Source organism: Deinococcus budaensis (assembly GCF_014201885.1).
In the GTDB taxonomy this organism is placed as follows: domain Bacteria; phylum Deinococcota; class Deinococci; order Deinococcales; family Deinococcaceae; genus Deinococcus; species Deinococcus budaensis.
On record NZ_JACHFN010000008.1, the window covers coordinates 40,622 to 61,129 of the forward strand.

Below are 20,508 nucleotides of genomic sequence, written 5' to 3' on the forward strand. Positions count from 1 at the left end.
ACGAAGGAGGTGGACTATGGCAGGACAGATCAGCCCGACCCGCAGCGCCCTGCTCGCCAGCAAGGCCAGCCTCAAGACCGCGTCGAGCGGCGCGGACCTGCTCAAGCGCAAGCGCGACGCGTTGATCGGCGAGTTCTTCGCCCTGGTCAAAGACGCCCTCGCGGCGCGCGAGCAGCTGGGCGGCATCAGCAAGGGCGCCTACACCAGCCTGTTCGGCGCCAAGGCCTGGGACAGCCCCGAGGCGGTCGAGAGCCTTAGCCTGGCCGGCACGGGCGACTACGCGATCGACATGCAGATCGAGAGCATCTACGGCGTCAAGGTGCCCAAGATCAACCTTCCCGAGCGCGCGCGCGCAGCCAACTTCAGCCCGATCAACGTCGGGGCGCGCACCATCCAGGCCGCCACCGAGTTCGGCGGCGTGATGGACGCCATCGTGCGGGTCGCCGCGACCGAGACGAAGCTGCGCCGGATCGGCGAGGAGATCAAGAAGACCTCGCGCCGGGTGAACGCGCTGGAGCAGGTGTTGATTCCCAGCATTCAGGACGACATCCGCTTCATTCGCGGGGTGCTTGACCAGCGCGAGCGCGAGAGCAGCTTCGTGCTGAAGAAGATCAAGGCCAAGCTCGAAGCCGAGGCCGCCCAGGACGAGCCGAACGTGCAGGCCGGAACCCACGGCAGCGCCGCTGACTGAGCCTTTCCAGCAAGGGCAAAAGCCGTCTCCTCCGGGAGGCGGTTTTTTATTCCAGCCGCTGGGCGGCAGCGCTGAGGTTGGCCCGCGCCTGCGCCTCCAGTCCCGCGAACTCCGGGGTCCAGTAGAGGCGTTCGCGGCTCAGAAAGGTCCGCAGCACCTGTGCCCGTCCGGCGCGGTAGGCCGCCTCCGGCACGAAGGCGTATTCCCGGCGGATCGCCGCGTCGTAGGCCGCGAACACCTGTGGGTCGCTGCCCAGGATGCCCAGGTCGGCGTCGGCCAGCAGCGCCTCCACGCGCGTCGAAGGCGGGTAGGTATGTTGGGTGACGAGGATCAGCGCCCGGACCCCCCGGAGCAGGCCCGGGTCGGCGTCCTCTGCCCTCAGCCACTTCCCGAACACGTCCGCACTCCGCGCCTCGTTGTTCCCGGCCTGGGGGTCGGAGATCAGGTCGTGGCCCCAGGCAGCCAGCCTCAGCGCCGGGGTAAGCACACCGCGCGAGGCGGGAGCACCGAGCATCTGCTGCACGTGCGCCGCGTCGTGGTAGGCCCGGTCCGGCGCAGCATAAAAGGGGCGCGCGAACGCCTCGGCCCGCGCGACCAGAGGCTGTCCAACGGGGCCGGTCACGCCCGCTTCAGCCTTCCAGCTCGGGTTTGGCGTCCCGCTCCATCAGGCTGGAGATGCCCTCGGCCGGGGTCCACTCGCCACTCGCCACCTGGGCCACCGCCCGCACGATGGGCAGGTCGTGGCCGTGGGCAGTGGCCCAGGCTTCCAGCAGGCCCGCCGTCCGCAGACCCTCGACGACCTTGCCGCCCTGCCCGGGGTCCTGCCCACGGGCAATGGCTTCCCCGGCGGCGCGGTTGCGGCTGTGGCGGCTGGTGGCGGTGGCGATCAGGTCGCCCAGCCCGCTCAGCCCGTAGACGGTGTCCTCGTGGGCGCCCTGCGAGACGAGGTAGCGGCGCATCTCCAGCAGGCCGCGCGTGAGCAGGGCGGCCTTGGCGTTGTCGCCCAGGCCCAGGCCGTCACCCATTCCCGCCGCCAGCGCGATCACGTTTTTCAGCACGCCGCCCAGTTCCACGCCGACCTCGTCGCGGCTGGTATAGACGCGCAGGGCGGGGGAGAGCAGCGCCGACTGCACCGCCTCCGCCAGCCCGGGGTCGGTGCTCGCCACCACCGACGCGGCGGGCAGGCCGCGCCCGATCTCCTCGGCGTGGTTGGGGCCGCTGAGGACCGCCACCCGCCCGAAGCCCAGTCCCCGCGCCAGATCGCTGAGGCGCCCACCGTCCGGGGCCAGCCCCTTGGCGCACAGCACCACGCCCAGGCCGCGCGGCAGCCCCGCGAGCAGTTCCGGCACCCCGACGCTGGGCACCACAACCAGGGCGAAGTCGGCGCCCTCGACTGCCCCCCCCAGTTCGGAGGTGACGACCACCCCCGGCGGCAGCGGGACGCCCGGCAGGTACTCACGGTTCTCGCGCACCTCCGAGAGCCGCGCGGCAAAGTCGGGACGGCGTGCCCAGAGGGTCGCGGGGCGCCCCGCCCGGGTGACCGCCACCGCCAGGGCGCTGCCCCAGCCGCCCGCCCCCAGCACCGGAACGCCCTGCCCCGGAACGCTCAGGCCCATGCGAACACCCACACGCGCGGCGTTTCGGGCGTGGGCGGCGCGTAGTCGGGGTATTCCACGATCTCCCAGCGCGCGAAGCCCGCCGCCTGCAACAGCGGCTCAAGGTCGGCGGGGTCGTAGCCGCGCTCACGGTGGGTCTCGACGAATTCCTGGGTGCCGCCCGCGCCGTCGTGGAGGCGGCAAAAGGCCTGCACCACGCCGAGGTTCTCCTCGGGGTCGTGGTGGTGCGACCAGTGGTAATGGACCTCGCGGCCATCCGGGGTGGTCGCCAGCCCCTCGACCGCGCCGCCCTCCCACAGCTCGCGCACGGCCAGCCGGGTGTTCAGGTCGCAGGCGAGCAGCCCGCCGGGGCGCAGGTGCGCGCGGGCGCGGGCCAGTGCGGCGCCCAGGTCGGCGGGCGTCAGCAGGTTGTTGAAGCTGTCGAACACGCAGGTCACTAGGTCAAAGGTCTCTCCCAGGTCGAAGGTCCGCAGGTCGCCCACGTCCAACCGGAGGTCTTCCGGCAACCGGGTGCGCGCCACAGCCAGCATCTCGGGACTGCCGTCCAGACCGCGCACCCGCCAGCCTGCCTGGTGCAGCTCGCGGGTAAAACCCCCGGTACCGCAGGCGAGGTCGAGCGCCGAGCCGGTCTCCAGCCCCCCGTCGCGGGCGTACGTCAGCACGAAATCCGCCCAGTGGTCGTACTCCACATCCGCCATGATCGCGTCGTAGACGGCGGCGAGCGCCGTGAAGGGCAGATGGTGCATGGGCGCCACTATACCCCTGCCCCCTTCCCGGCTGTGCCCCCTGCACCCCCTCCTTCCCGTGAAGCGGGCGTCAGGTCCCAGCAGCTTTTCCGACTCTAGGTGAGAGGGCGGTGAGACCCCTGGGAAGGCTTGCCCTGTAGCTCGCGCCCCGGCCTGGCCGCTACGGTGGGAACCGTTACAGGACGCCCATTTCCAGGAGGTTTGCCCATGAAGAACATGCTTGTCGTCGCCGCCCTCGGTACCCTCGCCCTCTCCTCGTGCAGCGTGTTCGGCACCCGCAGCGCCGCCGTGTCCGGCCAGCTTCAAGGCTTCAGCGCCAACCAGAACCTCGGCCTCGCCATCGTGGGCTTCAACAACGGCGTGTACACCGCGACCGGCGCCCAGCCGCAGGTGATCGACAAGTTCCTGACCGGCGGCTACACCCTGACCCTGCCGCGCAACGTGCCCCAGGGCACCTACCGGGTGGTCGTGTTCCGCGACAGCAACAGCGACGGCCGCTTCAACACCGGCGACGTGGTCCTCAGCCGCGACAACGGCAAGCTGCTGGTGTACGCCCGCCAGGACAACGCGGTCTTTGCCGGAACCAAGTTCGGCTGGAACATCTACAACAGCGCCAACCGCGACATCCAGACCACCCTCCTCAACAACTACGATCTCGAAGCCGTCTCGCAGTAAGGCGAGGGGCGAGACCAGCGAAAAGGGGCCTACGGGCCTCTTTTTTGCTGACTGTGCCAGAACAGCGGTTGAGGGTCTTCTCCCGGCTGCTAGCCGTTCACCGCGCGCTCGATCTCTTCTCGCAACTGCTCCAGCCTCGCCTCGGGCAACACAGGCGCTTGTGCTTCCGCTGTCACCTCTGCCAAGGGCACCCAGCTCACGCAGCCCAGCATCTCTGGGGTTTCCTCCAACACGGCGGGCCGGGCCAGCGGGCGCACCCGCAGCAGCAGGGCGTGGACCCAGGGGCGCCCCCGGTAGTGAAAGCGGCGCTCGATGGCACCTGCCGTCAGCGCCTGATGCGGCTCCAGCGCGAGTGCCCGCTCCAGCGACTCGACCTTATGGACCGCCACGACCTCGGCCAGCGCCGGAAGCACGATCCGGCCCGGCTGGGGATCGTCTCGCAGCAGCGCTGCGAACTCGGGCCGCAACTCCGCCGGATTCTGATGCAGGAAGGTGGGGTAGAGGTAAAAGGCGCGGTGCTCGACCTCGAAGCCCGCGTGCGTCTCCATGATGCCGCCCTTGCGGATCAGGAGAGCGGATGTGCCGGAAGTCAGGGCCTGACACTGGGTGTCCCATTCTTTGAGGGCGGTGGAGGGGGTCATGGGGAGAGGGTAGCGCGGGGAAAGGAGTTGATCGAAGGTAGCGACAGAACTGCTACGCTGAAAGCGTGGCCTTCGACTGGGACGATGCGAATAGTGAACACGTCGCCCGGCATGGGGTTGAGCCGGAAGAGGCAGAAGCGGCGGCCACCGACCCCGACCGTGTCGCCGCCCCGGCTTACCGCGCCAAGAACGGCGAGCGCCGTCAGGCGGTGACGGGCAAGACCGAAGCTGGCCGCATCCTGACGGTCGTTCTGACGCGGCGTGGCGGCCTCTTCCGCGTCGTGACCGCCCGCGAAGCCAACGTCAGTGAGCGCCGCGCTTACCGGAGGTAACCTCGTGACCGACCTCAAGATCATCACGGATATGAAGCAGATTCCCGCCTTTGCTACCGAGGACGAGGAAGGCGAGTTCTGGGCCACGCATGCTCTGGCCGAACATCTGCTCACGCCGGAGCATGCGGACAGTGACCTACTGCCCCCTGTACGCCCCCGCAAGTCCAACCCCACCAGCATTCGCCTGGGCGCCGATCTGGAACGGCGGCTGCGGCATCTGGCCGAACTGAAGGGCACGTCCTACCAGACCTTGCTCAAGGAATTCGTTCTGGAGAGGGTGTACGAGGAGGAGAAGCGGCTGAAGGTGATCTGATCAGGAGTGTGGCAACCTGAGGACCAGTAACCGTGTAATGAGTGGCAAGGGTGGCGTGTGTGAAACGCTGGCCGATGTTGTGCCGCAACGCTTTAAGAATGATATGCGAGTACTTTTATAAGCCCGCGTGCGTCTCCAGGATGCCGCCCTTGCGGATCAGGAGGGCGGAGGTGCCGGAGGTCAGGGCCTGACACTGGGTGTCCCATTCTTTGAGGGCGGTGGAGGGGGTCATGGGGAGAGGGTAGCGCGGTGGAGGGAAATGAAAAACCGCCCCGTAGGGCGGCTTACCAAGCTTACTGAAACGGAGCTTACTTGGTGAGCTTGCTGTTGGTGACCTTGTAAGCCGCCCCCGTGCCACCCTGAGCCGTGGCCATAGACACGTCAAACGAGTAAGAACCAGCTCCAGAAACCGTTTCAGTGCCCGCACCAATCACCACTCCAGCCTTGAGGCAAGGAGCAATGGTGTCAGTATCAAACGTAGCGCCAGTAGGAGCAGTGACAGTAATGCTGTTGGCAGTGGCGAGCTTAGTAGCAGCTGTAATAACTCCAGCGCCGTCAGTTTCACGCAGGGCGTTAGCAGTCTGAATCGCTTTGCCGCAGGAGAGAGCAGACTGATCCTGAGCGCGAGCACGCGCCCCCAGCAGGTTAGGAATCAGCACCGCCGCCAGAATGCCGATAATCGCAATCACAATCAGAAGCTCGATCAGGGTGAAGCCTTGCGTGTTGTTCTTCATGGTGCTCTCCTTGGTGGGCCGTCGGGATAAGGGATCGGGAGAATGACCCTCGGGCCGCTGTATGGCTTGGGCAGGTGCGGGTGTCTCCCGTCCTTGCTGAGATCCACGGTATTTATCCGGCTCTAACAGAGGTCTTACGATTCGGGCGCCCGCCGGGGGGGTTAGGGGGGGCGGCTTCACAGCGGGCGGCGGTGGTATGATGCGCGGCAGTTCAGCCTGACCCTGCTTCCCGGCATGGCCCAGGCGAACGGGGTGCACCCGGCCCCGACCTCACTTCATCCCCCAGCACGCACGGCGCGCCCCGGTCCCGACTTTGGGACGGTCAGGCGGCGCGTCCTCCCCGCCGCGTGCGCGGAAAGGCCCTGCATGGAACTGACCCCCCGCGTTCCCCCGCACAGCAACGACGCCGAGATCAGCGTGCTGGGCAGCATTCTGCTCGACAACGACACGCTGAGCGCCCTGGGCGACACGGTGGCCCCCGAGATGTTCTACCGGGAGGGCCACCGCAAGATTTTCACGGCGATGCGCACGTTGCAGGAGCGCGGCGAACCGGTGGACCTCGTGACCCTCAGCGAGGACCTGCGCGTGCGGGGCCTGCTCGACGACGTGGGGGGGCTGACCTACCTGATCGGTCTGGCCGACCAGGTGCCCACCGCCGCTTACGCCGAGCACTACGCGCGCATCGTGCAGGAAAAGCACACGCTGAGGCAGCTCATCAGCGCCTCGGGCAAGGCGATGCAGCTCGCCTACGAGGCGCAGCTTCCCCTCGAAGACCTGCTCGACCGCGCTGAAAAGATGATCTTCGAGGTGGCCGAGCAGAAGAAGAAGGGGGAAGCCTTCCAGGCGATGGGCGAGGTCGTCCACGACACCTTCGAGTACATCACCCTGCTGCACGCCAACAAGGGCATTCCCGACGGCGTGAGCAGCGGCTTTCGCGACCTCGACGAGCAGATCTCGGGCTTGCAGAAGGGGAGCCTGAACGTGCTGGCGGCGCGGCCTTCGATGGGCAAGTGCGTCTCTGCCGACACCCTGATCGACGTGCCCGGCACGGGCGAGCGGATGACGGTGGAGGCGTTCGTCCGGCAGCGGCGGCCCACGGTCCTGAGCGTGTCACCAGAAGGAGCGGTGCGCGAGACGCGGGTGGGCGCCTGGATCGACAGCGGTGTCAAACCCGTGCGCCGGGTGACCACCCGCACGGGCCGCGTGGTGGAAACGACCCCGCACCATCCCTTCCTGGGGGTGGACGGCTGGACGCCGCTCTACGACCTGTCGGTGGGCGACCGGATCGCCGTTCCCCGCGCGGTCCCGGTCTTCGGCACGCGGGAGGCCCTCAGCCCCGCGCGGGTGCGCCTGCTGGCCTATCTGCTGGCCGAAGGGGGCCTCACCCAGAGCAGCCCCCGCTGGACGAACGCGGACCCCTTGCTGGTGGAGGACTTCCGCGCCTGCCTCGCCGCCGAGTTCCCCGAACTGGAGATGGTGCGGGACGAGCGCACGGGCATCGACTACCGCCTGAGCCGCCGCTGGGCACCAGGCGAGCGCAAAAATCGTCCCAACCCCCTCACCGAGTGGCTGCGGGAACTGGGGGTCTGGGGCCAGCACGCCGACGCCAAGCACTTCCCGGCGGTGGTCTGGACGCTCCCCCGCGAGGCGTTGGCCGCCTTCTTGCGCGTGCTGCTGAGCTGCGACGGCACCCTCTATGCGCTGGCAGGCAAGGCCCGCATTGAGTTCACGGTGGCGAGTGAGCGGCTGGCCCGCGACGTGCATCACGCGCTGGTGCGATTTGGCATCGTCAGTAAGCTCTGGCGCAAGACTGAACGGTCCTGGCGGGTCGAGATCACCGACCCGCGCAGCGTGGCCGACTACCAGATGCGGGTCGGCTGGACCGGGGAGAAGGCGGGCCGGGCCATTCCGGTCAGCGCCGGGACGCGCAGCAACGTGGGGCATCCGCCCGCCGGGGCGTGGGCGCATGTGCGCCGGGCGGCGGGAGCGCGGGGCCTGAGCCTGACGGCCCTCGCCCGCGTGGCTGGGGAGAAGACGGACTCGGGCTACAACGCCCACACCGGACGCGGCTTGCCCCAGACGCGAGCGGCCCGCTACGCCGCTGTGCTGGACGACCCGCACCTCACCCTGCTGGGCAGCGACGAGCTGTACTGGGACGACATCGTGTCCATCGAGGACGTGGGCGAGCGGCAGGTGTACGACCTGACGGTGCCGGGCGACGCCAACTTCATCGCGGCCGATATCTGCCTGCACAACACGGCCTTCGCCCTCTCGATCGCCCAGAACGTCGCCCTGCGCGGCGAGAAGACGGTCGCCGTCTTCAGCCTGGAGATGCCCAGTGTGCAGCTCGCCCTGCGGATGCTGTGCAGCGAGGCGCGGGTGGACATGAACCGCATCCGCTCGGGGCAGCTCAACGAGCGCGACTTCGAGCGGCTCGCGCACGCGGCGGGGAGGCTGGCCGAGGCCCCGATGGTGATCGACGACGAACCCGACCTCACCCTCAATGCCCTGCGCAGCAAACTGCGGCGCATCGCCGCGCAACACGGGCAGCTCGGGCTGGTCGTGATCGACTACCTGCAACTGATGTCGGGTGGCAAGAGCAGCGGCGGCAGCGACAACCGCCAGCAGGAAATCAGCACGATCTCGCGCGGCCTCAAGGGGCTGGCGCGTGAATTGGAAGTGCCCATCATCGTGCTCAGTCAGCTCAGCCGCGCGGTGGAGCAGCGGCCCAACCACCGGCCCATGCTCTCGGACTTGCGGGAATCGGGCGCCATCGAACAGGACGCCGACATCGTGATGTTTATCTACCGCGACGAGTACTACAACAAGGAAACCGATCAGCAGGGCATCGCCGAGATCATCATCGGCAAGCAGCGCAACGGCCCGGTGGGCACCGTCAAGCTCCAGTTTCACTCCGCGCACGTCCGGTTCAACGACCTCGCGCCGGAGGGCGTCTGATGACCGAGGACCTCAAGGCGGCGGCCGGGGGCGCGGGCGGGCAACGGCGGCGCAGGCGGCGCCGCACGCCCCGCACCCCGGCCCAGGGCGGCGGACCGGGGCAGGTGTCGGGGGCGACCGCCGTGCCGGTGCCTGCCGCCCCGCAAAAGCGCGGGCAAAAGCGGCCGCTGGCGGCCCCGCGCATCGGCGTGGGCTGCGTGGTGCTGCGCGGCGACGAGATTCTGCTGGTGCGCGAGCGGGGGCGCTGGTCGCTGCCCAAGGGCGGGCTGGAATCCGGCGAACTCGTGCAGGAAGGCGCCCGGCGCGAGACCTACGAGGAAAGTGGGCTGGTGGTCGAGCTGCGCGACCTCGCCTTTATCGTCGAGTTTCAGGCGCAGACCTGGGGCCACCACCTCCAGTTTTTCTACACCGCCCGTGAGGTCGGCGGCACCCTGCAACCGCGCGACCCCGACCGCGACGTGCAGGAGGCGAAGTTCGTGCCCATCCGGCAGTTGCGCGAGTTCATTCGTTTCCGCCCCCGGCTGGTCGCGCTGGAAACCTGGCTGCGCGAGCGTCGGCCCCGGCATTTCGTCTTCAACCTCGACAAGGAACCCGCCATGCTCCGCAAGCGGCGGCGGGTGGGCGTGGGCGCCGTCGAGCCGGACTTCTCCGACGAGCCGACCGACGAAGCCGACCTGTAGCCCCCGCCCTGTCCACGGAGAGACCCTTCCCGGAGGGTGCCGAACGGACCGCAGGGCTTTCTCTCCCGGCGTTTTTTCTGCTACCATCAGAATATGAAGCGTTCGTTACGTGACAAGTCCGGTCGGGAGGAAGGGCCTGCCTACCCGGTCAGCGGACGCGGGTACGCCCACGTCTGCCCGTCTTGCGGCGAGGCCCTGGCCCTGTTCGACCTGCGCGACGGGGACCAGGCCTACTGGTGCCTGCCCTGCGGCAAGGGCCACCGCGCGGGCGATCCGCCGCCCGGCGCGCTGCGGCCCTTGCCCCACGCGGGCTGACCCGCTCCCCGCCTGCCCCGTCCTGGCGGGTGGGGGCGGTATGCTGGGGGCGATGACTTCCGACTTTGCCGCCGCTCCCGAGTCCCCGGCGCCGCCGCTGCTGGCCGGGCAGGTGATCGCGGTGACGGGCGCGGACCAGGGGTACGGCCGGGCGATCAGCGCCGGGCTGGCGCGGGCGGGCGCGAGCGTGGTCCTGATCGGCGGCAACAGCGAGACGCTGGCCTCCGCCGCGAGCAGCCTGGAACTCGCGGGCGGCACCGCGATTCCGCTCAAGGCCGACGTGGGTGTGCCGCTGGACTGGCTCAGCGCGCAAAACCGCATTCTGGAGATTTTCGGGGCGCTGCACGGCATCGTGCATCTGGCCGACAAACGGGCGCACACCAACTTCACGCTGCTCAGCGAGAACGAGTGGATGGACCTGTTCAACTGCAACGTGAAAAGCAGCGTCGCCATCGCCCAGATCGTGCGCCGCCGCCTCTCGGGAACCTGGCTGACCATCATCGGCCCGCACCTCGACGAGCCGGGGTTGCAGGTCCATCCCCAGCGCGGCGCGATCCGGGGCCTCGTCGAGCACGCGCACGACGAGGAACTGCGGGTGAACCTGGTGTTGCCGGGCCGGGCCAGCAGCGGCGACGAGGCCCTCGACCGCCCGCTGGCCGAGGCGGTGCTGATGCTCGCCGCGCCCACGCTCTCGCACCTGCGCGGCACGGTGCTGGAAGTCCCGCTGCCCCCGGTGCCCCGGGTGCGCGTCTCGGAAGTCAACCTCCGGTGAGGTGCCCTTACTGCTCGGCGCCCGACTCCAAGGTCGTCAACTCGCGCCCGGGGGCCGACGGGGCCAGCATCCGCCGCCGCCGCGAGTGCCTGCGCTGTGCCCGGCGCTTCACGACCTACGAGCGCGCCCAGCTCGAACCCCTGATGGTGGTCAAACGCGGCGGGCAGCGCGAGGCCTTCAATCCCGATAAGCTGCTGCGCGGCCTGACCCTCGCCACCGAGAAACGCCCGGTGGACCCCGAACGCTTGCGCGCCTTTGCCTACGGGTTCGAGGACGAGGTGGGGGTCCCGGAGCTGCCCAGCGGCGAGATCGGCAAGCGGGCGATGAGCTTTCTGCGCCCGCTCGACGACGTGGCCTATATCCGCTTCGCCAGCGTCTACCGGGATTTCGATTCGCTGGAGCGCTTCATCGAGGAAATTCGGGGGCTGAAAGACGCCGGGGACGGTTAGAACGCGCGCCGCGCCCGTCACCCCGGCCGCCCGCTGAAACGTGCGCGGACCGCCTGAGCAGTCCCCCCCCGGCCCCTGGGAGTCAGCCCGCCTTCGCCCACGGGTCTCGGCGGACCCGCACGGCGGCGTTGGCCGTCTGGGTAAGGAAGTCCGGGCAGAGGAAGCGCGCATCCGGTTCAGGCGGCCTCTTCCTTCCCGCGACCAGGCGGCGAGCCTCACTCAGCCCTGCGCTCGCTCAGCCCTGCACCCGCCCGCGCAGCGCCCCCTGCGCTTGCAGGTACTCCGCGATCTGCACCGCGTTGAGCGCCGCGCCCTTCAGCAGCTGGTCGCCCGCCACGAAGAGGTCCAGGCCACCCTCGAACACCAGTGAGGAGCGGATGCGCCCGACCTCCACGTCGTACTTGCCGGTCGCGGTGAGGGGCATGGGGTAGAGCTTGCCCGCCGGATCGTCACGCACCTCGACCCCCGCCGCCTGCCGCAGCAGCTCGCGCGCCTCGTCCGGCGTGGCCGGGCGTTCCAGCTCCAGCGTGATCGCCTCGGCGTGGGTCCGCAGGGTGGGAATCCGGACGGCGGTGCAGCTGATCTGGAGGGCGTCGTCTCCCAGGATCTTGCGCGTCTCCCAGACGACCTTCATCTCCTCGCGGGTGTAGCCGTTCTCCCCGAAGGTGTCGATGTGCGGAATGACGTTGAAGGGAATGGGGTGGGCAAAGACCTCAGCCTGCGCGGGCTGGTCGTGCAGCACCCGGTGGGTCTGGGCCAGCAGTTCCTCGATGCCCTTTTGCCCGGCGCCGCTGGTCGCCTGATACGTCGAGACGATCATGCGCCGCACCCCGAACGCCCGGTGCAGCGGCGCGACCGCGACCGCCGCGATGGCCGTGGTGCAGTTGGGGTTGGCGATGATGCCCCGGTGCCGCAGGGCCGCTGCCCCGTTGACCTCCGGCACGACCAACGGCACGTCCGGGTCGAGGCGAAAGGCGCTGGAGTTGTCGATCACGACCGAGCCGCCCGCCACCCACGCCGGGGCCAGCGCCTTGCTGATGCTGCCGCCCGCCGAGGCCAGGATCACGTCGGCGTCGATGCTTCCCTCCGGGGTGGCCTGCACGGTCAGCTCCCGCCCGCCAAAGGGCAGCGTCGTGCCTGCCGAGCGCGGGCTGGCGTACAGCAGCAGGTCGTCCGTCTTCAGCGTGCTCCCCTCCAGCACCCGCAAGAGTTCGTGTCCGACCGCTCCGGTGGCTCCCACAATCGCTACGCGCATAGACTCCTCCTTTCAAAAAAAGCGTCCGCCACGCGGGACTCTCGCGGGCGGCCGGAAAACCCCTGGGCCGCCCTCAGGGGGCTGTGGTCGTCCGGCGGCACATGGGGGCAAGGTACGGTGCCGGGGGCCGGGGGGTCAAGCGGCCCTTTCCTGGTTGAGGAAGTGCTCAAGGTGGGCCGGGGTGGAGCCGCCCGGCCCGGCTCTGGTACGGTCAGGTATGCGCGCTCACTTTCTTTCGGCCCTGACCCTGAGCCTGCTTGCCGTCGCCGCTGCCCAGACCGGGGAGGCCCAGACTGGGGGGGCACAGACCGGAAGTGCCCAGCCGGGTCAGGCGCCGCCTCAGACCGCCGCCCCGACCTCCGCCCAGCAGGAGGCGGCCCTCCAGCTGCTCACCCGCGTGTTCGGCGCCGAAACGGTGGACGCCGCCCTCTTCGCGCCGGAGTTCCTGGCGCAGGTGCCTGCCGCCGCCCTCACCCGGACCTTCGCGGAGGTCCGCGCCGGGTTTGGCCGCTTTGTGCGGGTGGACGTGTCGGGCGCGGTGCCGCAGGTCGTCTATGAACGCGGTGCGCTGAACGTCACGCAGTTCGCGCTGAACGCGCAGGGCCTGATCACGGCCTTGGCCATCGCCCCAGCTCCGCCGCAGGGCACGGCCCAGACTGCCGCCCTGCTCTCCCGCGTCTTCGGGCCGCAGACCGTGGAGGCGTCGCTCTTTGCCCCGGCCTTTCTCGCCCAGGTTCCGGCGACGGCCCTGGGTGACCTGCTGGCGGGCCTGCGCGCGCAGTTCGGGGCCTTTGTGCGGGTGGACACGTCGGGCGCGCTGCCGCAGGTCGTCTACGAACGCGGCGTGCTGAACATCACGCAGTTTGCCCTGGACGCGCAGGGGCGGATCGCGGCGCTGGTGTTCGCGCCCGTCACGCCGCAGGTCACCTTCACCTCGCTGGAGGAGGCGCAGGCCGCCTTCGCCGCGCTGCCGGGACAGGTCAGCCTGCTGGTGCGCGAGGTCGGGCCGGTGCAGACGGGGCCAGCCGCCATGCCGCCGCGCACGCTCGCCGCGCTGAATCCGGGGCGGTTGCTGGCCGTCGGCTCGACCTTCAAATTGGCGGTCCTGAGCGAGTTGCAGGCCCAGGTCACCCGGGGCGAGCGAGGCTGGACCGACGAGGTGGCCCTGACGGACGCGGACCGGAGCCTGCCCAGCGGCACCCTGCAAGACGCGCCGCTGGGCAGCCGCTTTGCGCTGCGCGACCTCGCCGCGCGGATGATCGCCCAGAGCGACAACACCGCCACCGACCTGCTGCTGCGGGTGGTCGGGCGCGCGGGGGTGGAAGCGCGGCTGGGCCAGACGGCCATGCCGAGTACCCGCGAGGCTTTCGCGCTGAAAAACCCTGCCAACCTGGCGCTGCTGCGCGCTTACCGCGCGGCGGGCCTGAACCGCGACGCCCGCCGCGCGGTGCTGGCGCAGGCGGCGACGGCGCCGCTGCCGGGCGTGAACGTGTTTCTGGCTGGCCCGGTCGCGCGCGACGTGGAGTGGTTCGCCAGCACCGAGCGGCTCTGCACCCTGATGGCCGATGTGGCGGCCCTGCCCGAGACGACCCTCAACCCCGGCGTGGCCGACCCCGCCGACTTCGCGCGGGTCAGCTACAAGGGCGGCAGCGAGGGCGGCGTGCTGAACCTCACCACCCAGGTCACCACCCAGGCGGGGCGTAACCTCTGTGTCAGCGCCACCTGGAACGATGCCCGCACGCTCAACGACGCGCAGTTCGTCGCCCTGTACAGCGGCCTGCTGAAGCTGCTGCGCTAGGGAGCCTGCCCTGCCCCGTTCCGGAAACCGGGCACTTTGTCGGGTGCCCGGCTCCGGCGGCCCGGGGGCTGACCGGCTGAAGGGGGGCAGAGTCGCCCCTGGGTCGGGCGGCCTGGACGCGGCGGCAGCGGCCCGCCCTGGCTCCCCGGCTCCCCGCGCGGGAGGCCGCGCGCAAAGGGACAGCAAAATCCCCCGCACGCGGCGGGGGAGAGGGGCGCCTACTTCCGCCGCTGCCAGTGCTGCAAGGTGCCCACCACGCCCCGGCGGAAGAACAGCACGACCAGGACGAACACCAGCCCCGTCACGATGCCGACCGGCAGGTTGGCGGTGGTCAGCACGTCGCGCAGCAGCAGCACGATCCCCGCGCCGATCACCGGGCCGAAAAGGGTGGTCGTGCCGCCCAGCAGGGTCATCATCACGACCTCGCCGGAAGTGCGCCAGTTCAGCACGTCGAGGCTGACCACCCCATGCCCGAAGGTGAACATGCTGCCCGCCAGCCCCGCCAGCCCCGCGCTGATCAGAAAGGCCGTGAACTTGAAGCGGGCCGGGTTGTAGCCGATGCTCTGCGCCCGCTGCTCGTTGTCGCGCACTGCCTGCTGCGCCTGCCCGAAGGGGCTGCGAACGGTGCGGTAGGCGACGTAAAACCCGAGGGCGAAAACGACGAGGCAGAAGTAGTAACGGGTCAGCGAGTCGCTGAAGTCCAGCCCCAGGAAGCCGGGCCGCGCGAAGCCCTGGAGGCCGTTTTCGCCTCCCGTCACGTCGGTCCATTGCAGCGCCAGGAAGGAGAGCATCTGCGCGAAGGCCAGCGTGATCATCGAGAAGTAGATGCCGACCGAGCGCACGCTCAGAAAGCCGATGGGCAGGGCGATCAAAAGGGCCGCCCCCGTGCCCCCCAGCATGGCGACCGGGACGCTCTGCCCGTGCGTGAGCAGGAACGCGGTGACGTAGGCGCTCGTTCCCCAGAAGGCCGCGTGCCCGAAACTCAGCAGGCCGGAAAAGCCGAACAGCAGGTCGAAGGCGACCGCGAACAGGCCCCAGGCCAGGATGTCGAGCGCGAGCACCGGGTAGATCAGCCTGGGCAGAACCAGCAGCACCACGCCGAGGCCGATCAGCCACGCCGCGCGGGTCATCCGCTCGCGGTCGGTGCGGGCCGCCGTGCGCGGAATGACCGTCATCTGGCTCCCTCCGGCAGCCCGAACAGCCCGCTGGGGCGCACCAGCAGCACCAGGGCCATCAGGATAAAGACCAGGGTGTTGGCGATGGGCGGGTAGAAAAAGGCCCCGATGGCCGCGAGCACGCCCACCGCGAAGCCGGTGATCACGCTGCCCAGAATGCTGCCCATGCCGCCGATCACCACCACCGCGAAGGTCGTGATGATCAGTTCGGCGCCCATGTACGGCTCGACCGAGTAGATCGGCGCGGCGAGCACCCCGGCCAGCCCCGCCAGCCCCACGCCGACGCCGAACACCCCCGTGACCCACTTGCCCACGTCGATGCCGAAGGCGCGCGTCACCCCCGGGTTCTCGGTACTCGCGCGGATGATCGCGCCCACCCGCGTCTTCTCGATCACGAACCAGGTGATCAGGCAGATCAGGAGGCTCAGCCCGATCACGAACAGGCGGTACTTGGGAAACACCACGAAGCCCAGGTTCACCACGCCCGAGAGCACGGCGGGCGGCGTGTAAGGCGCGCTCGAGACCGCGTACTGCGAGAGCATGACCTGTTTCACCAGGTCCTGGGTCAGCAGGGTCAGCCCGAAGGTCAGCAGCAGGTTGTAGCTCGGCTCCAGCCCGTACAGGCGCGAGAGCAAGCCGCGTTCCAGCACCATGCCGATCCCCGCCACGATCAGCGGCGCCAGCAGCAGCGAGGGCCAGAAGCCCAGCCCGAACGCCTGCCCCAGCGCGAAGGCCGTGAAGGCGCCCAGCATGTACAGCGCCCCGTGCATGAAGTTGACGATCCGGAGCATCCCGAAAATCACCGCGAGGCCCAGGGAGAGCAGCGCGTAAAAGGCGCCGCTCACCAGCCCGTTGAATACCTGAATCAGGAGGAGTTGTGTGTTCATGACCTGCTTTCAGAGAACGGTGTCGCTGCCAGGGCGGCCCCTCCGCCTCCGGGAAAGGGCTGATGGAGCGCCGCCCTTTCCCTCCGGCTCCGTGGCCTTGCTCTTTGCCTATTCGCTCTGCTCACGGGAGGCATTCTCAAAACTTGCACTTGCTTTCCGACAGCGGCTGAAAGGCCCGCGCGGCGGGGATGGTCGAGACCTTGGTGAAGATGTCGCCAGCCTCCTTGGCCTGCGACCTCGGCTTGACCTGCACGGTGTACACGTCGAGGATCACCCGGTGGTCCTGCGGGCGGATGTAGGCGCTGCGGGCGTAGAAGTCGCTGAAGCGGTGGCCTTCGAGCGCCTTCACGACCGCGTCGCCGCCGTCGGACTTGGCGCGGGCGACCGCGTTGAGGTAGGTCATGGTGGCCGAGTACACGCCCGCCTGCGCCCAGGTGGGCTTCTTGCCGAAGGATTTCTCGAACTTGGCGGCCCAGGTGCGGCTGCGCTGGTCGAGGTTCCAGTACCACGGCACGGTGGCGAGCGCGCCCGCGAAGGCGTCCTGGCCCAGCGCGGCCACGTCGGTCTCGAACAGCAGGCCGATCCCCAGGCCGATGCCCTGCTGGCGCAGCCCGAACTCGTTGTACTGCTTGACCACGTTCACCAGATCGGCGCCCGCCTGCATGGTGCCGAACACCTTGGGCCTCAGGCCCTGGGCCTTGAGCAGGTAGCTCGAAAAGTCGGTGTTGGGAAAGGGTGTGGCGTCGCTCTGGGTCACCATCCGGCCCTTGTTCTCGGTGACGGCGGCCATCATCTGCCGGTTGAGGTCCTGCCCGAACGCGTAGTTGGGGTAGATGATGTACCAGGAGTTGCCGCCGCGTTTGGTCACGGCCGTGCCCGTGCCGTTGGCGAGCATGTAGTTGTCGTAGGCGTAGTGGAAGGTGTACTTGTTGCACTTCTCGTTGGTGAGCGCGGTGGTGCCGCCCGTCACGACCATCACGGGAATCTTCTTGCTTTTGGCGACCTCGGAAGCGGCGAGCGCCGCGCTGCTGGTCGGCAGATCGACGAGCATGTCCACGTTCTGGCGGTCGATCATCTCGGCGGCCTTGTTGCTGGCCACGTCGGCCTTGTTCTGGTGGTCCACGCCCACGACCTGCACCTTGCCCCGGTAGCTGGGATTGGCGGCCATGAAGTCCTGGGCGGCGAGCTGCGCGGCCCGCACGCTGCCCTGCCCCGACAGCTCGGAATACACGCCCGAGAGGTCGGTCAGGACGCCCACGCGCACCGTGTTGTCGCTGAGCCGGGCGCTTTGCGCGAGGGCCACCGTGACGGCGGCGCAGAAGGCGGTGGAGACGAGGGCGGTCAGGGTCTTCTTGTGCATGGGGATTCCTCCGGGGAAAGGGGGGAGCGAGAGAACAGGGGCGTCAGACGCTGAGGTACCGCAGCAGGTCCGCGCGGCGGGACTCGACCTCGTGGGCAAGGACCTCGTCCACGACCTGACCGTCCACGAAGACGTAGTGGCGGTCGGCCAGGCGCGTGGCGAACTTGAGGTTCTGCTCGACCAGCAGCACGCTGAGGCCCTCCTGGCGCAGCTCTTGCAGCATGGCGCCGATGCGCTGCACGATCACGGGCGCGAGGCCCTCGCTGGGTTCGTCGAGCAGCAGCAGGCGGGGGCCGCTGCGCAGCACCCGCACGATGGCGAGCATCTGCTGTTCGCCGCCCGAGAGCTTGGAGCCGGGGTGGTGGCCGCGCTCGCGCAGCACCGGAAAGGCCTCGAAGGCGCGCTCGGTGCTCCAGCCACCGGGCCGCGCGGGGGGCAACTCCAGGTTCTCGTGCACGCTGAGGCTGCCCAGGATCGCGCGTTCCTCGGGCACCCAGGCCACGCCGCGCGCCGCGACCCGGTGGCTGGGCAGCCGGGTGAGGTCGTGGCCATCGAAGCGGATCTGTCCGCTGCGGCTTCTGAGCACGCCCATGATCGACTTGAGGGTGGTCGTCTTGCCCGCCCCGTTGCGGCCAATCAGGCTGACGACCTCGCCGGGGTTCACGTGCAGGTTGACCCCGTGCAGGACGTGGCTCTGGCCGTAGTAGGCGTGCAGGTCCCGCACCTCCAGCAGCGGCGCCGTGCCTGACAGGGCGGAGGAGGGGAGGGGAGCGCTGAGCGTCATCCGTGCGCCTCCTCGCCCAGGTAGGCCTCGATCACGCGCGGATCGCGCCGCACGTCGTCGTAGCGCCCGCTGGCGATCACGCCGCCGTATTGCAGCACCGTGATGCGGTCGGCGAGCTGCGCCACCACGCTCATGTTGTGCTCGACCAGCACGACCGTGCGCCCGCGCGCCACCTGCCGCACCAGCGCGATCACCCGGGCGATGCCCTCGGACCCCATGCCGGAAGTCGGCTCGTCCAGCAGCAGCACCCGGGGGTCCTGGGTCAGCGAGATGCCGATTTCCAGCTGCCGCTTCTCGCCGTGGCTGAGGTCGGCGGCGGGCCGATTGGGGGCGTCCCCCAGGCCCACGCTCGCCAGAATCGCGTCGGCACGCGGCCCCAGGGCCTCCAGCCGCGAGAGCGGCGTCCAGAATTGCCCCGGCAGCGGCGTCGGGGATTGCAGCGCGACCAGCACGTTCTCGCGCACGGTCATCGTGGGAAAGACCGAGCTGATCTGAAAGGAACGGCTGAGGCCCCGCCGCACGATTTGATGCGGCGGCAGGGTGTCGATGCGTTCCCCGAAGAGGCGGACCTCGCCGCTCGTGGGGCGCAGGAACCCCGAGAGCAGGTTAAAGAGCGTGGTCTTGCCCGCCCCGTTCGGCCCGATGATCGCGTGAATCTCGCCCCCGTGAATCTGGAGCGTCACGTCGTTGGTGGCCCGGAAGCCCCGGAACTCCTTGACGAGGTGCCGGGCTTCCAGGGCGACGCCCGGACTCGGGTCGGGCAGGTTGCCGGGCACCTGGGCCGCGGCGGACGCCGCCGTCATGGCGTGAGGCCGGATGCGAATGTGGGCATCTTCTTCCCCCTTCCTGAACTGGAGTGCGGTACAGGAAAGAGGGTAGGGAGCCGCCGTTACGCTGCGGTTACACCCGGACCGGGGGTCAGCCCTGGCCCGCCCCGGCCCCGGCACGCGGGCGCGGGATCACGGGCGTCTCGTGGGCGGGGGTGTGGCCGCGCACGCCTCCCAGCAGGGCGCGCATCCGGGCGAAGTCGGCCTCAATGTCCCCGGTGGGGGTCAGGTAGCCGATCACGCCGACCCTTTTGCGGCCCCAGTCGAACACCGTGACGCCGATGGGCACCCCGGCTTCCAGCGCCATGTAGTAAAAGCCGGTCTTCCAGCCCTCGGCGCGGCGGCGGGTGCCCTCGGGCGCGACGGCGAGCACGATTTCCGGTTCGCGGCGGATGATCTCCACGACCCCGCCCACGAAGTTGCCTCCAGCGCGGCGGCGGTCGACCGGCAGGCCCCCCCAGGCGCGCAGGACCACCCCGACTGGAAAGGCGAAGAGTTCGCGCTTGGCGACCCAGTGTGCCGGGGCGCCCGTGGCCCAGCGCCAGCCGATGCCGACCCAGAAGTCCGCGTTGGAGGTATGCGGCGCGACCGCCGCCACGAACTTCGGACCCGGTGGGGGCGCCAGCACCGCCTCCCAGCCGAAGAGGCGCAGGAAAAAGGTGGCGAGGCGCGACCCCGGGGTGGGCGGGCGGTTCATCCAGGTGACAGGCACCCGGGGAGTCTACGGTTCCGCCCCGGCCCGCCCCCGGCTGTGGGACCCGGTGCAGGCGCGCGGCGTTCAGTGGGCCGCGTGCAGCAGGCGCCATTCCCGGAAGGTGACCGGAAAGAGCGGCTCGGCCAGCTCGGCCATCGCCCGCGCGAAGAGGCGCGTCTCGTACTGCGCTCCCTCGTGGTCGCGCAGGCCCAGAAAATGCAGCAGCGACCGGACATTGAAGGTGTAATACGACTCGGTATACAGCGAGAGCGGCAGCACGCCGCGCGCCTGCTCGCGCGTCACGCCCAGGCCCAGCAGGTCCTGATAGGCGCCGAAGGCCCCCCGCCACGCCTCCTGCCACACCTGTGCGGCCCGCGCCTGATCGAGCGTGCCGTCGTCCTCCACACTGGCCTGCCGGTTGCTGGGCGCCTGCTTGCGAAACCGGGGGGGCGTGAAGTTGCGCTCCTGCACTTCCACGTATCGGGCCGACACTTCATTTTTTGAGACCCCGACACGGTGCCGCACCAGCTGGCGGTCCACGAAGATCGGGCAGACAATCTTGAAAGTGATCAGATTGTGTTCAAACGGGCTGCCGTGCTGGTGCCGCAGCAGGTAGCGAATCAGCTTCTCGTCGCGGTCGTTGAGGGGCGCGTCCGAGTCGCCGCCGAAGCTGATTCGGGCGGCGTTCACCACGCTTTTGTCGTCCCCGACGTGCTGCACGAGCGACACCGAGCCGGTGCCGTCGCCCAGCGGGAAGAGGGTGGGGGAGGGGGCAGGGGTGGCAGTCATCGGAGGTCAGCTTAACG

General features: G+C 69.4%; 24 protein-coding genes. 10 read left to right on the forward strand and 14 right to left on the reverse strand.

The window, feature by feature from the left end; translation table 11 throughout:
• The first annotated feature begins 16 nt into the window (after positions 1–16).
• A complete protein-coding gene (locus HNQ09_RS11450) occupies positions 17–691 on the forward strand; it encodes a V-type ATP synthase subunit D (protein WP_184029342.1) in 675 nt (224 codons plus the stop codon).
• Between the two features lie 46 nt (positions 692–737).
• Here the strand turns inward: HNQ09_RS11450 and HNQ09_RS11455 are convergent, their stop codons facing one another.
• Genes HNQ09_RS11455 through HNQ09_RS11465 form a run of 3 tightly spaced genes read right to left on the reverse strand, consistent with a single transcriptional unit; the run spans position 738 to position 3,053 of the window.
• Positions 738–1,313, reverse strand: coding sequence for a phosphohydrolase (locus HNQ09_RS11455; protein ID WP_184029344.1), 576 nt, complete (start codon positions 1,311–1,313; stop codon positions 738–740).
• A gap of 7 nt (positions 1,314–1,320) precedes the next feature.
• Positions 1,321–2,307: an NAD(P)H-dependent glycerol-3-phosphate dehydrogenase gene (locus HNQ09_RS11460; RefSeq protein WP_184029346.1), complete on the reverse strand. Its 987-nt coding sequence runs from the start codon at positions 2,305–2,307 to the stop codon at positions 1,321–1,323.
• On the reverse strand, positions 2,298–3,053 hold the full coding sequence (locus HNQ09_RS11465) for a class I SAM-dependent DNA methyltransferase (protein ID WP_184029348.1): 756 nt from the start codon (positions 3,051–3,053) through the stop codon (positions 2,298–2,300). The genes HNQ09_RS11460 and HNQ09_RS11465 overlap by 10 nt, the downstream gene beginning before the upstream one ends.
• Before the next feature lie 207 nt (positions 3,054–3,260).
• Between HNQ09_RS11465 and HNQ09_RS11470 the strand changes: the two genes are divergently transcribed.
• On the forward strand, positions 3,261–3,728 hold the full coding sequence (locus HNQ09_RS11470; RefSeq protein ID WP_184029350.1) for an acyl-CoA synthetase family protein: 468 nt from the start codon (positions 3,261–3,263) through the stop codon (positions 3,726–3,728).
• A gap of 89 nt (positions 3,729–3,817) precedes the next feature.
• On the opposite strand, the gene HNQ09_RS11475 is transcribed toward HNQ09_RS11470, so the two are convergent.
• Entirely contained in the window at positions 3,818–4,369 is a 552-nt protein-coding gene (locus HNQ09_RS11475; protein ID WP_184029352.1) for a DUF1802 family protein, read from the reverse strand.
• A 65-nt stretch (positions 4,370–4,434) separates the two neighbouring features.
• Here HNQ09_RS11475 and HNQ09_RS11480 point away from each other — a divergent pair, with 65 nt between their 5' ends.
• Together HNQ09_RS11480 and HNQ09_RS11485 are read left to right on the forward strand one after the other, a co-directional pair.
• Positions 4,435–4,701: a BrnT family toxin gene (locus HNQ09_RS11480; protein ID WP_184029354.1), complete on the forward strand. Its 267-nt coding sequence runs from the start codon at positions 4,435–4,437 to the stop codon at positions 4,699–4,701.
• 4 nt (positions 4,702–4,705) lie between these two features.
• Positions 4,706–5,014: a CopG family antitoxin gene (locus HNQ09_RS11485; protein WP_184029355.1), complete on the forward strand. Its 309-nt coding sequence runs from the start codon at positions 4,706–4,708 to the stop codon at positions 5,012–5,014.
• 115 nt (positions 5,015–5,129) lie between these two features.
• Here the strand turns inward: HNQ09_RS11485 and HNQ09_RS11490 are convergent, their stop codons facing one another.
• Both HNQ09_RS11490 and HNQ09_RS18950 read right to left on the reverse strand, forming a co-directional pair.
• A complete protein-coding gene (locus HNQ09_RS11490; protein WP_343057762.1) occupies positions 5,130–5,246 on the reverse strand; it encodes a DUF1802 family protein in 117 nt (38 codons plus the stop codon).
• A 76-nt stretch (positions 5,247–5,322) separates the two neighbouring features.
• Positions 5,323–5,748, reverse strand: coding sequence for a type II secretion system protein (locus HNQ09_RS18950; protein WP_246363316.1), 426 nt, complete (start codon positions 5,746–5,748; stop codon positions 5,323–5,325).
• A gap of 366 nt (positions 5,749–6,114) precedes the next feature.
• Between HNQ09_RS18950 and dnaB the strand changes: the two genes are divergently transcribed.
• The 5 genes from dnaB (at position 6,115) to nrdR (ending at position 10,922) form a co-directional block, all read left to right on the forward strand.
• Complete coding sequence (dnaB, locus tag HNQ09_RS11500; RefSeq protein ID WP_184029358.1) at positions 6,115–8,706, forward strand: replicative DNA helicase; 2,592 nt, start codon at positions 6,115–6,117, stop codon at positions 8,704–8,706.
• Positions 8,706–9,386 carry an NUDIX hydrolase gene (locus tag HNQ09_RS11505; protein ID WP_184029361.1) on the forward strand — a complete coding sequence of 227 codons (681 nt, stop codon included), beginning with the start codon at positions 8,706–8,708 and terminating at the stop codon, positions 9,384–9,386. The genes dnaB and HNQ09_RS11505 overlap by 1 nt, the downstream gene beginning before the upstream one ends.
• A 93-nt stretch (positions 9,387–9,479) precedes the next feature.
• Positions 9,480–9,701, forward strand: a complete 222-nt coding sequence (locus HNQ09_RS11510; protein ID WP_184029363.1) for a hypothetical protein — start codon at positions 9,480–9,482, stop codon at positions 9,699–9,701.
• A 52-nt stretch (positions 9,702–9,753) separates the two neighbouring features.
• Complete coding sequence (locus tag HNQ09_RS11515; RefSeq protein ID WP_184029366.1) at positions 9,754–10,473, forward strand: SDR family NAD(P)-dependent oxidoreductase; 720 nt, start codon at positions 9,754–9,756, stop codon at positions 10,471–10,473.
• Complete coding sequence (gene nrdR, locus HNQ09_RS11520; protein WP_184029368.1) at positions 10,470–10,922, forward strand: transcriptional regulator NrdR; 453 nt, start codon at positions 10,470–10,472, stop codon at positions 10,920–10,922. Before HNQ09_RS11515 ends, nrdR begins: the two co-directional genes overlap by 4 nt.
• Before the next feature lie 235 nt (positions 10,923–11,157).
• Here nrdR and HNQ09_RS11525 read toward each other — a convergent pair whose 3' ends face one another.
• The gene (locus tag HNQ09_RS11525) at positions 11,158–12,177 is read right to left on the reverse strand and encodes an aspartate-semialdehyde dehydrogenase (protein ID WP_184029378.1); all 1,020 of its coding nucleotides are present in this window, start codon (positions 12,175–12,177) and stop codon (positions 11,158–11,160) included.
• A 217-nt stretch (positions 12,178–12,394) separates the two neighbouring features.
• Between HNQ09_RS11525 and HNQ09_RS11530 the strand changes: the two genes are divergently transcribed.
• The gene (locus tag HNQ09_RS11530; protein ID WP_184029380.1) at positions 12,395–13,975 is read left to right on the forward strand and encodes a serine hydrolase; all 1,581 of its coding nucleotides are present in this window, start codon (positions 12,395–12,397) and stop codon (positions 13,973–13,975) included.
• A 218-nt stretch (positions 13,976–14,193) separates the two neighbouring features.
• On the opposite strand, the gene HNQ09_RS11535 is transcribed toward HNQ09_RS11530, so the two are convergent.
• The 7 genes from HNQ09_RS11535 to thyX all read right to left on the reverse strand — a co-directional run bounded on the left by HNQ09_RS11535 (position 14,194) and on the right by thyX (position 20,491).
• Positions 14,194–15,150 carry a branched-chain amino acid ABC transporter permease gene (locus HNQ09_RS11535; RefSeq protein ID WP_184029382.1) on the reverse strand — a complete coding sequence of 319 codons (957 nt, stop codon included), beginning with the start codon at positions 15,148–15,150 and terminating at the stop codon, positions 14,194–14,196.
• Positions 15,147–16,037 (reverse strand): branched-chain amino acid ABC transporter permease, encoded by an 891-nt coding sequence (locus HNQ09_RS11540; protein ID WP_184029385.1) that lies wholly within the window; start codon positions 16,035–16,037, stop codon positions 15,147–15,149. The genes HNQ09_RS11535 and HNQ09_RS11540 overlap by 4 nt, the downstream gene beginning before the upstream one ends.
• A gap of 136 nt (positions 16,038–16,173) precedes the next feature.
• Entirely contained in the window at positions 16,174–17,397 is a 1,224-nt protein-coding gene (locus HNQ09_RS11545) for an ABC transporter substrate-binding protein (RefSeq protein WP_184029387.1), read from the reverse strand.
• A 43-nt stretch (positions 17,398–17,440) separates the two neighbouring features.
• Complete coding sequence (locus tag HNQ09_RS11550) at positions 17,441–18,181, reverse strand: ABC transporter ATP-binding protein (protein ID WP_184029389.1); 741 nt, start codon at positions 18,179–18,181, stop codon at positions 17,441–17,443.
• Positions 18,178–18,984 carry an ABC transporter ATP-binding protein gene (locus tag HNQ09_RS11555; RefSeq protein WP_184029391.1) on the reverse strand — a complete coding sequence of 269 codons (807 nt, stop codon included), beginning with the start codon at positions 18,982–18,984 and terminating at the stop codon, positions 18,178–18,180. Before HNQ09_RS11555 ends, HNQ09_RS11550 begins: the two co-directional genes overlap by 4 nt.
• 115 nt (positions 18,985–19,099) lie before the next feature.
• On the reverse strand, positions 19,100–19,720 hold the full coding sequence (locus tag HNQ09_RS11560; protein ID WP_343057764.1) for a 1-acyl-sn-glycerol-3-phosphate acyltransferase: 621 nt from the start codon (positions 19,718–19,720) through the stop codon (positions 19,100–19,102).
• Positions 19,721–19,786: 66 nt separating this feature from the next.
• Positions 19,787–20,491 (reverse strand): FAD-dependent thymidylate synthase, encoded by a 705-nt coding sequence (gene thyX / locus HNQ09_RS11565; RefSeq protein WP_184029393.1) that lies wholly within the window; start codon positions 20,489–20,491, stop codon positions 19,787–19,789.
• Positions 20,492–20,508: the final 17 nt, after the last annotated feature.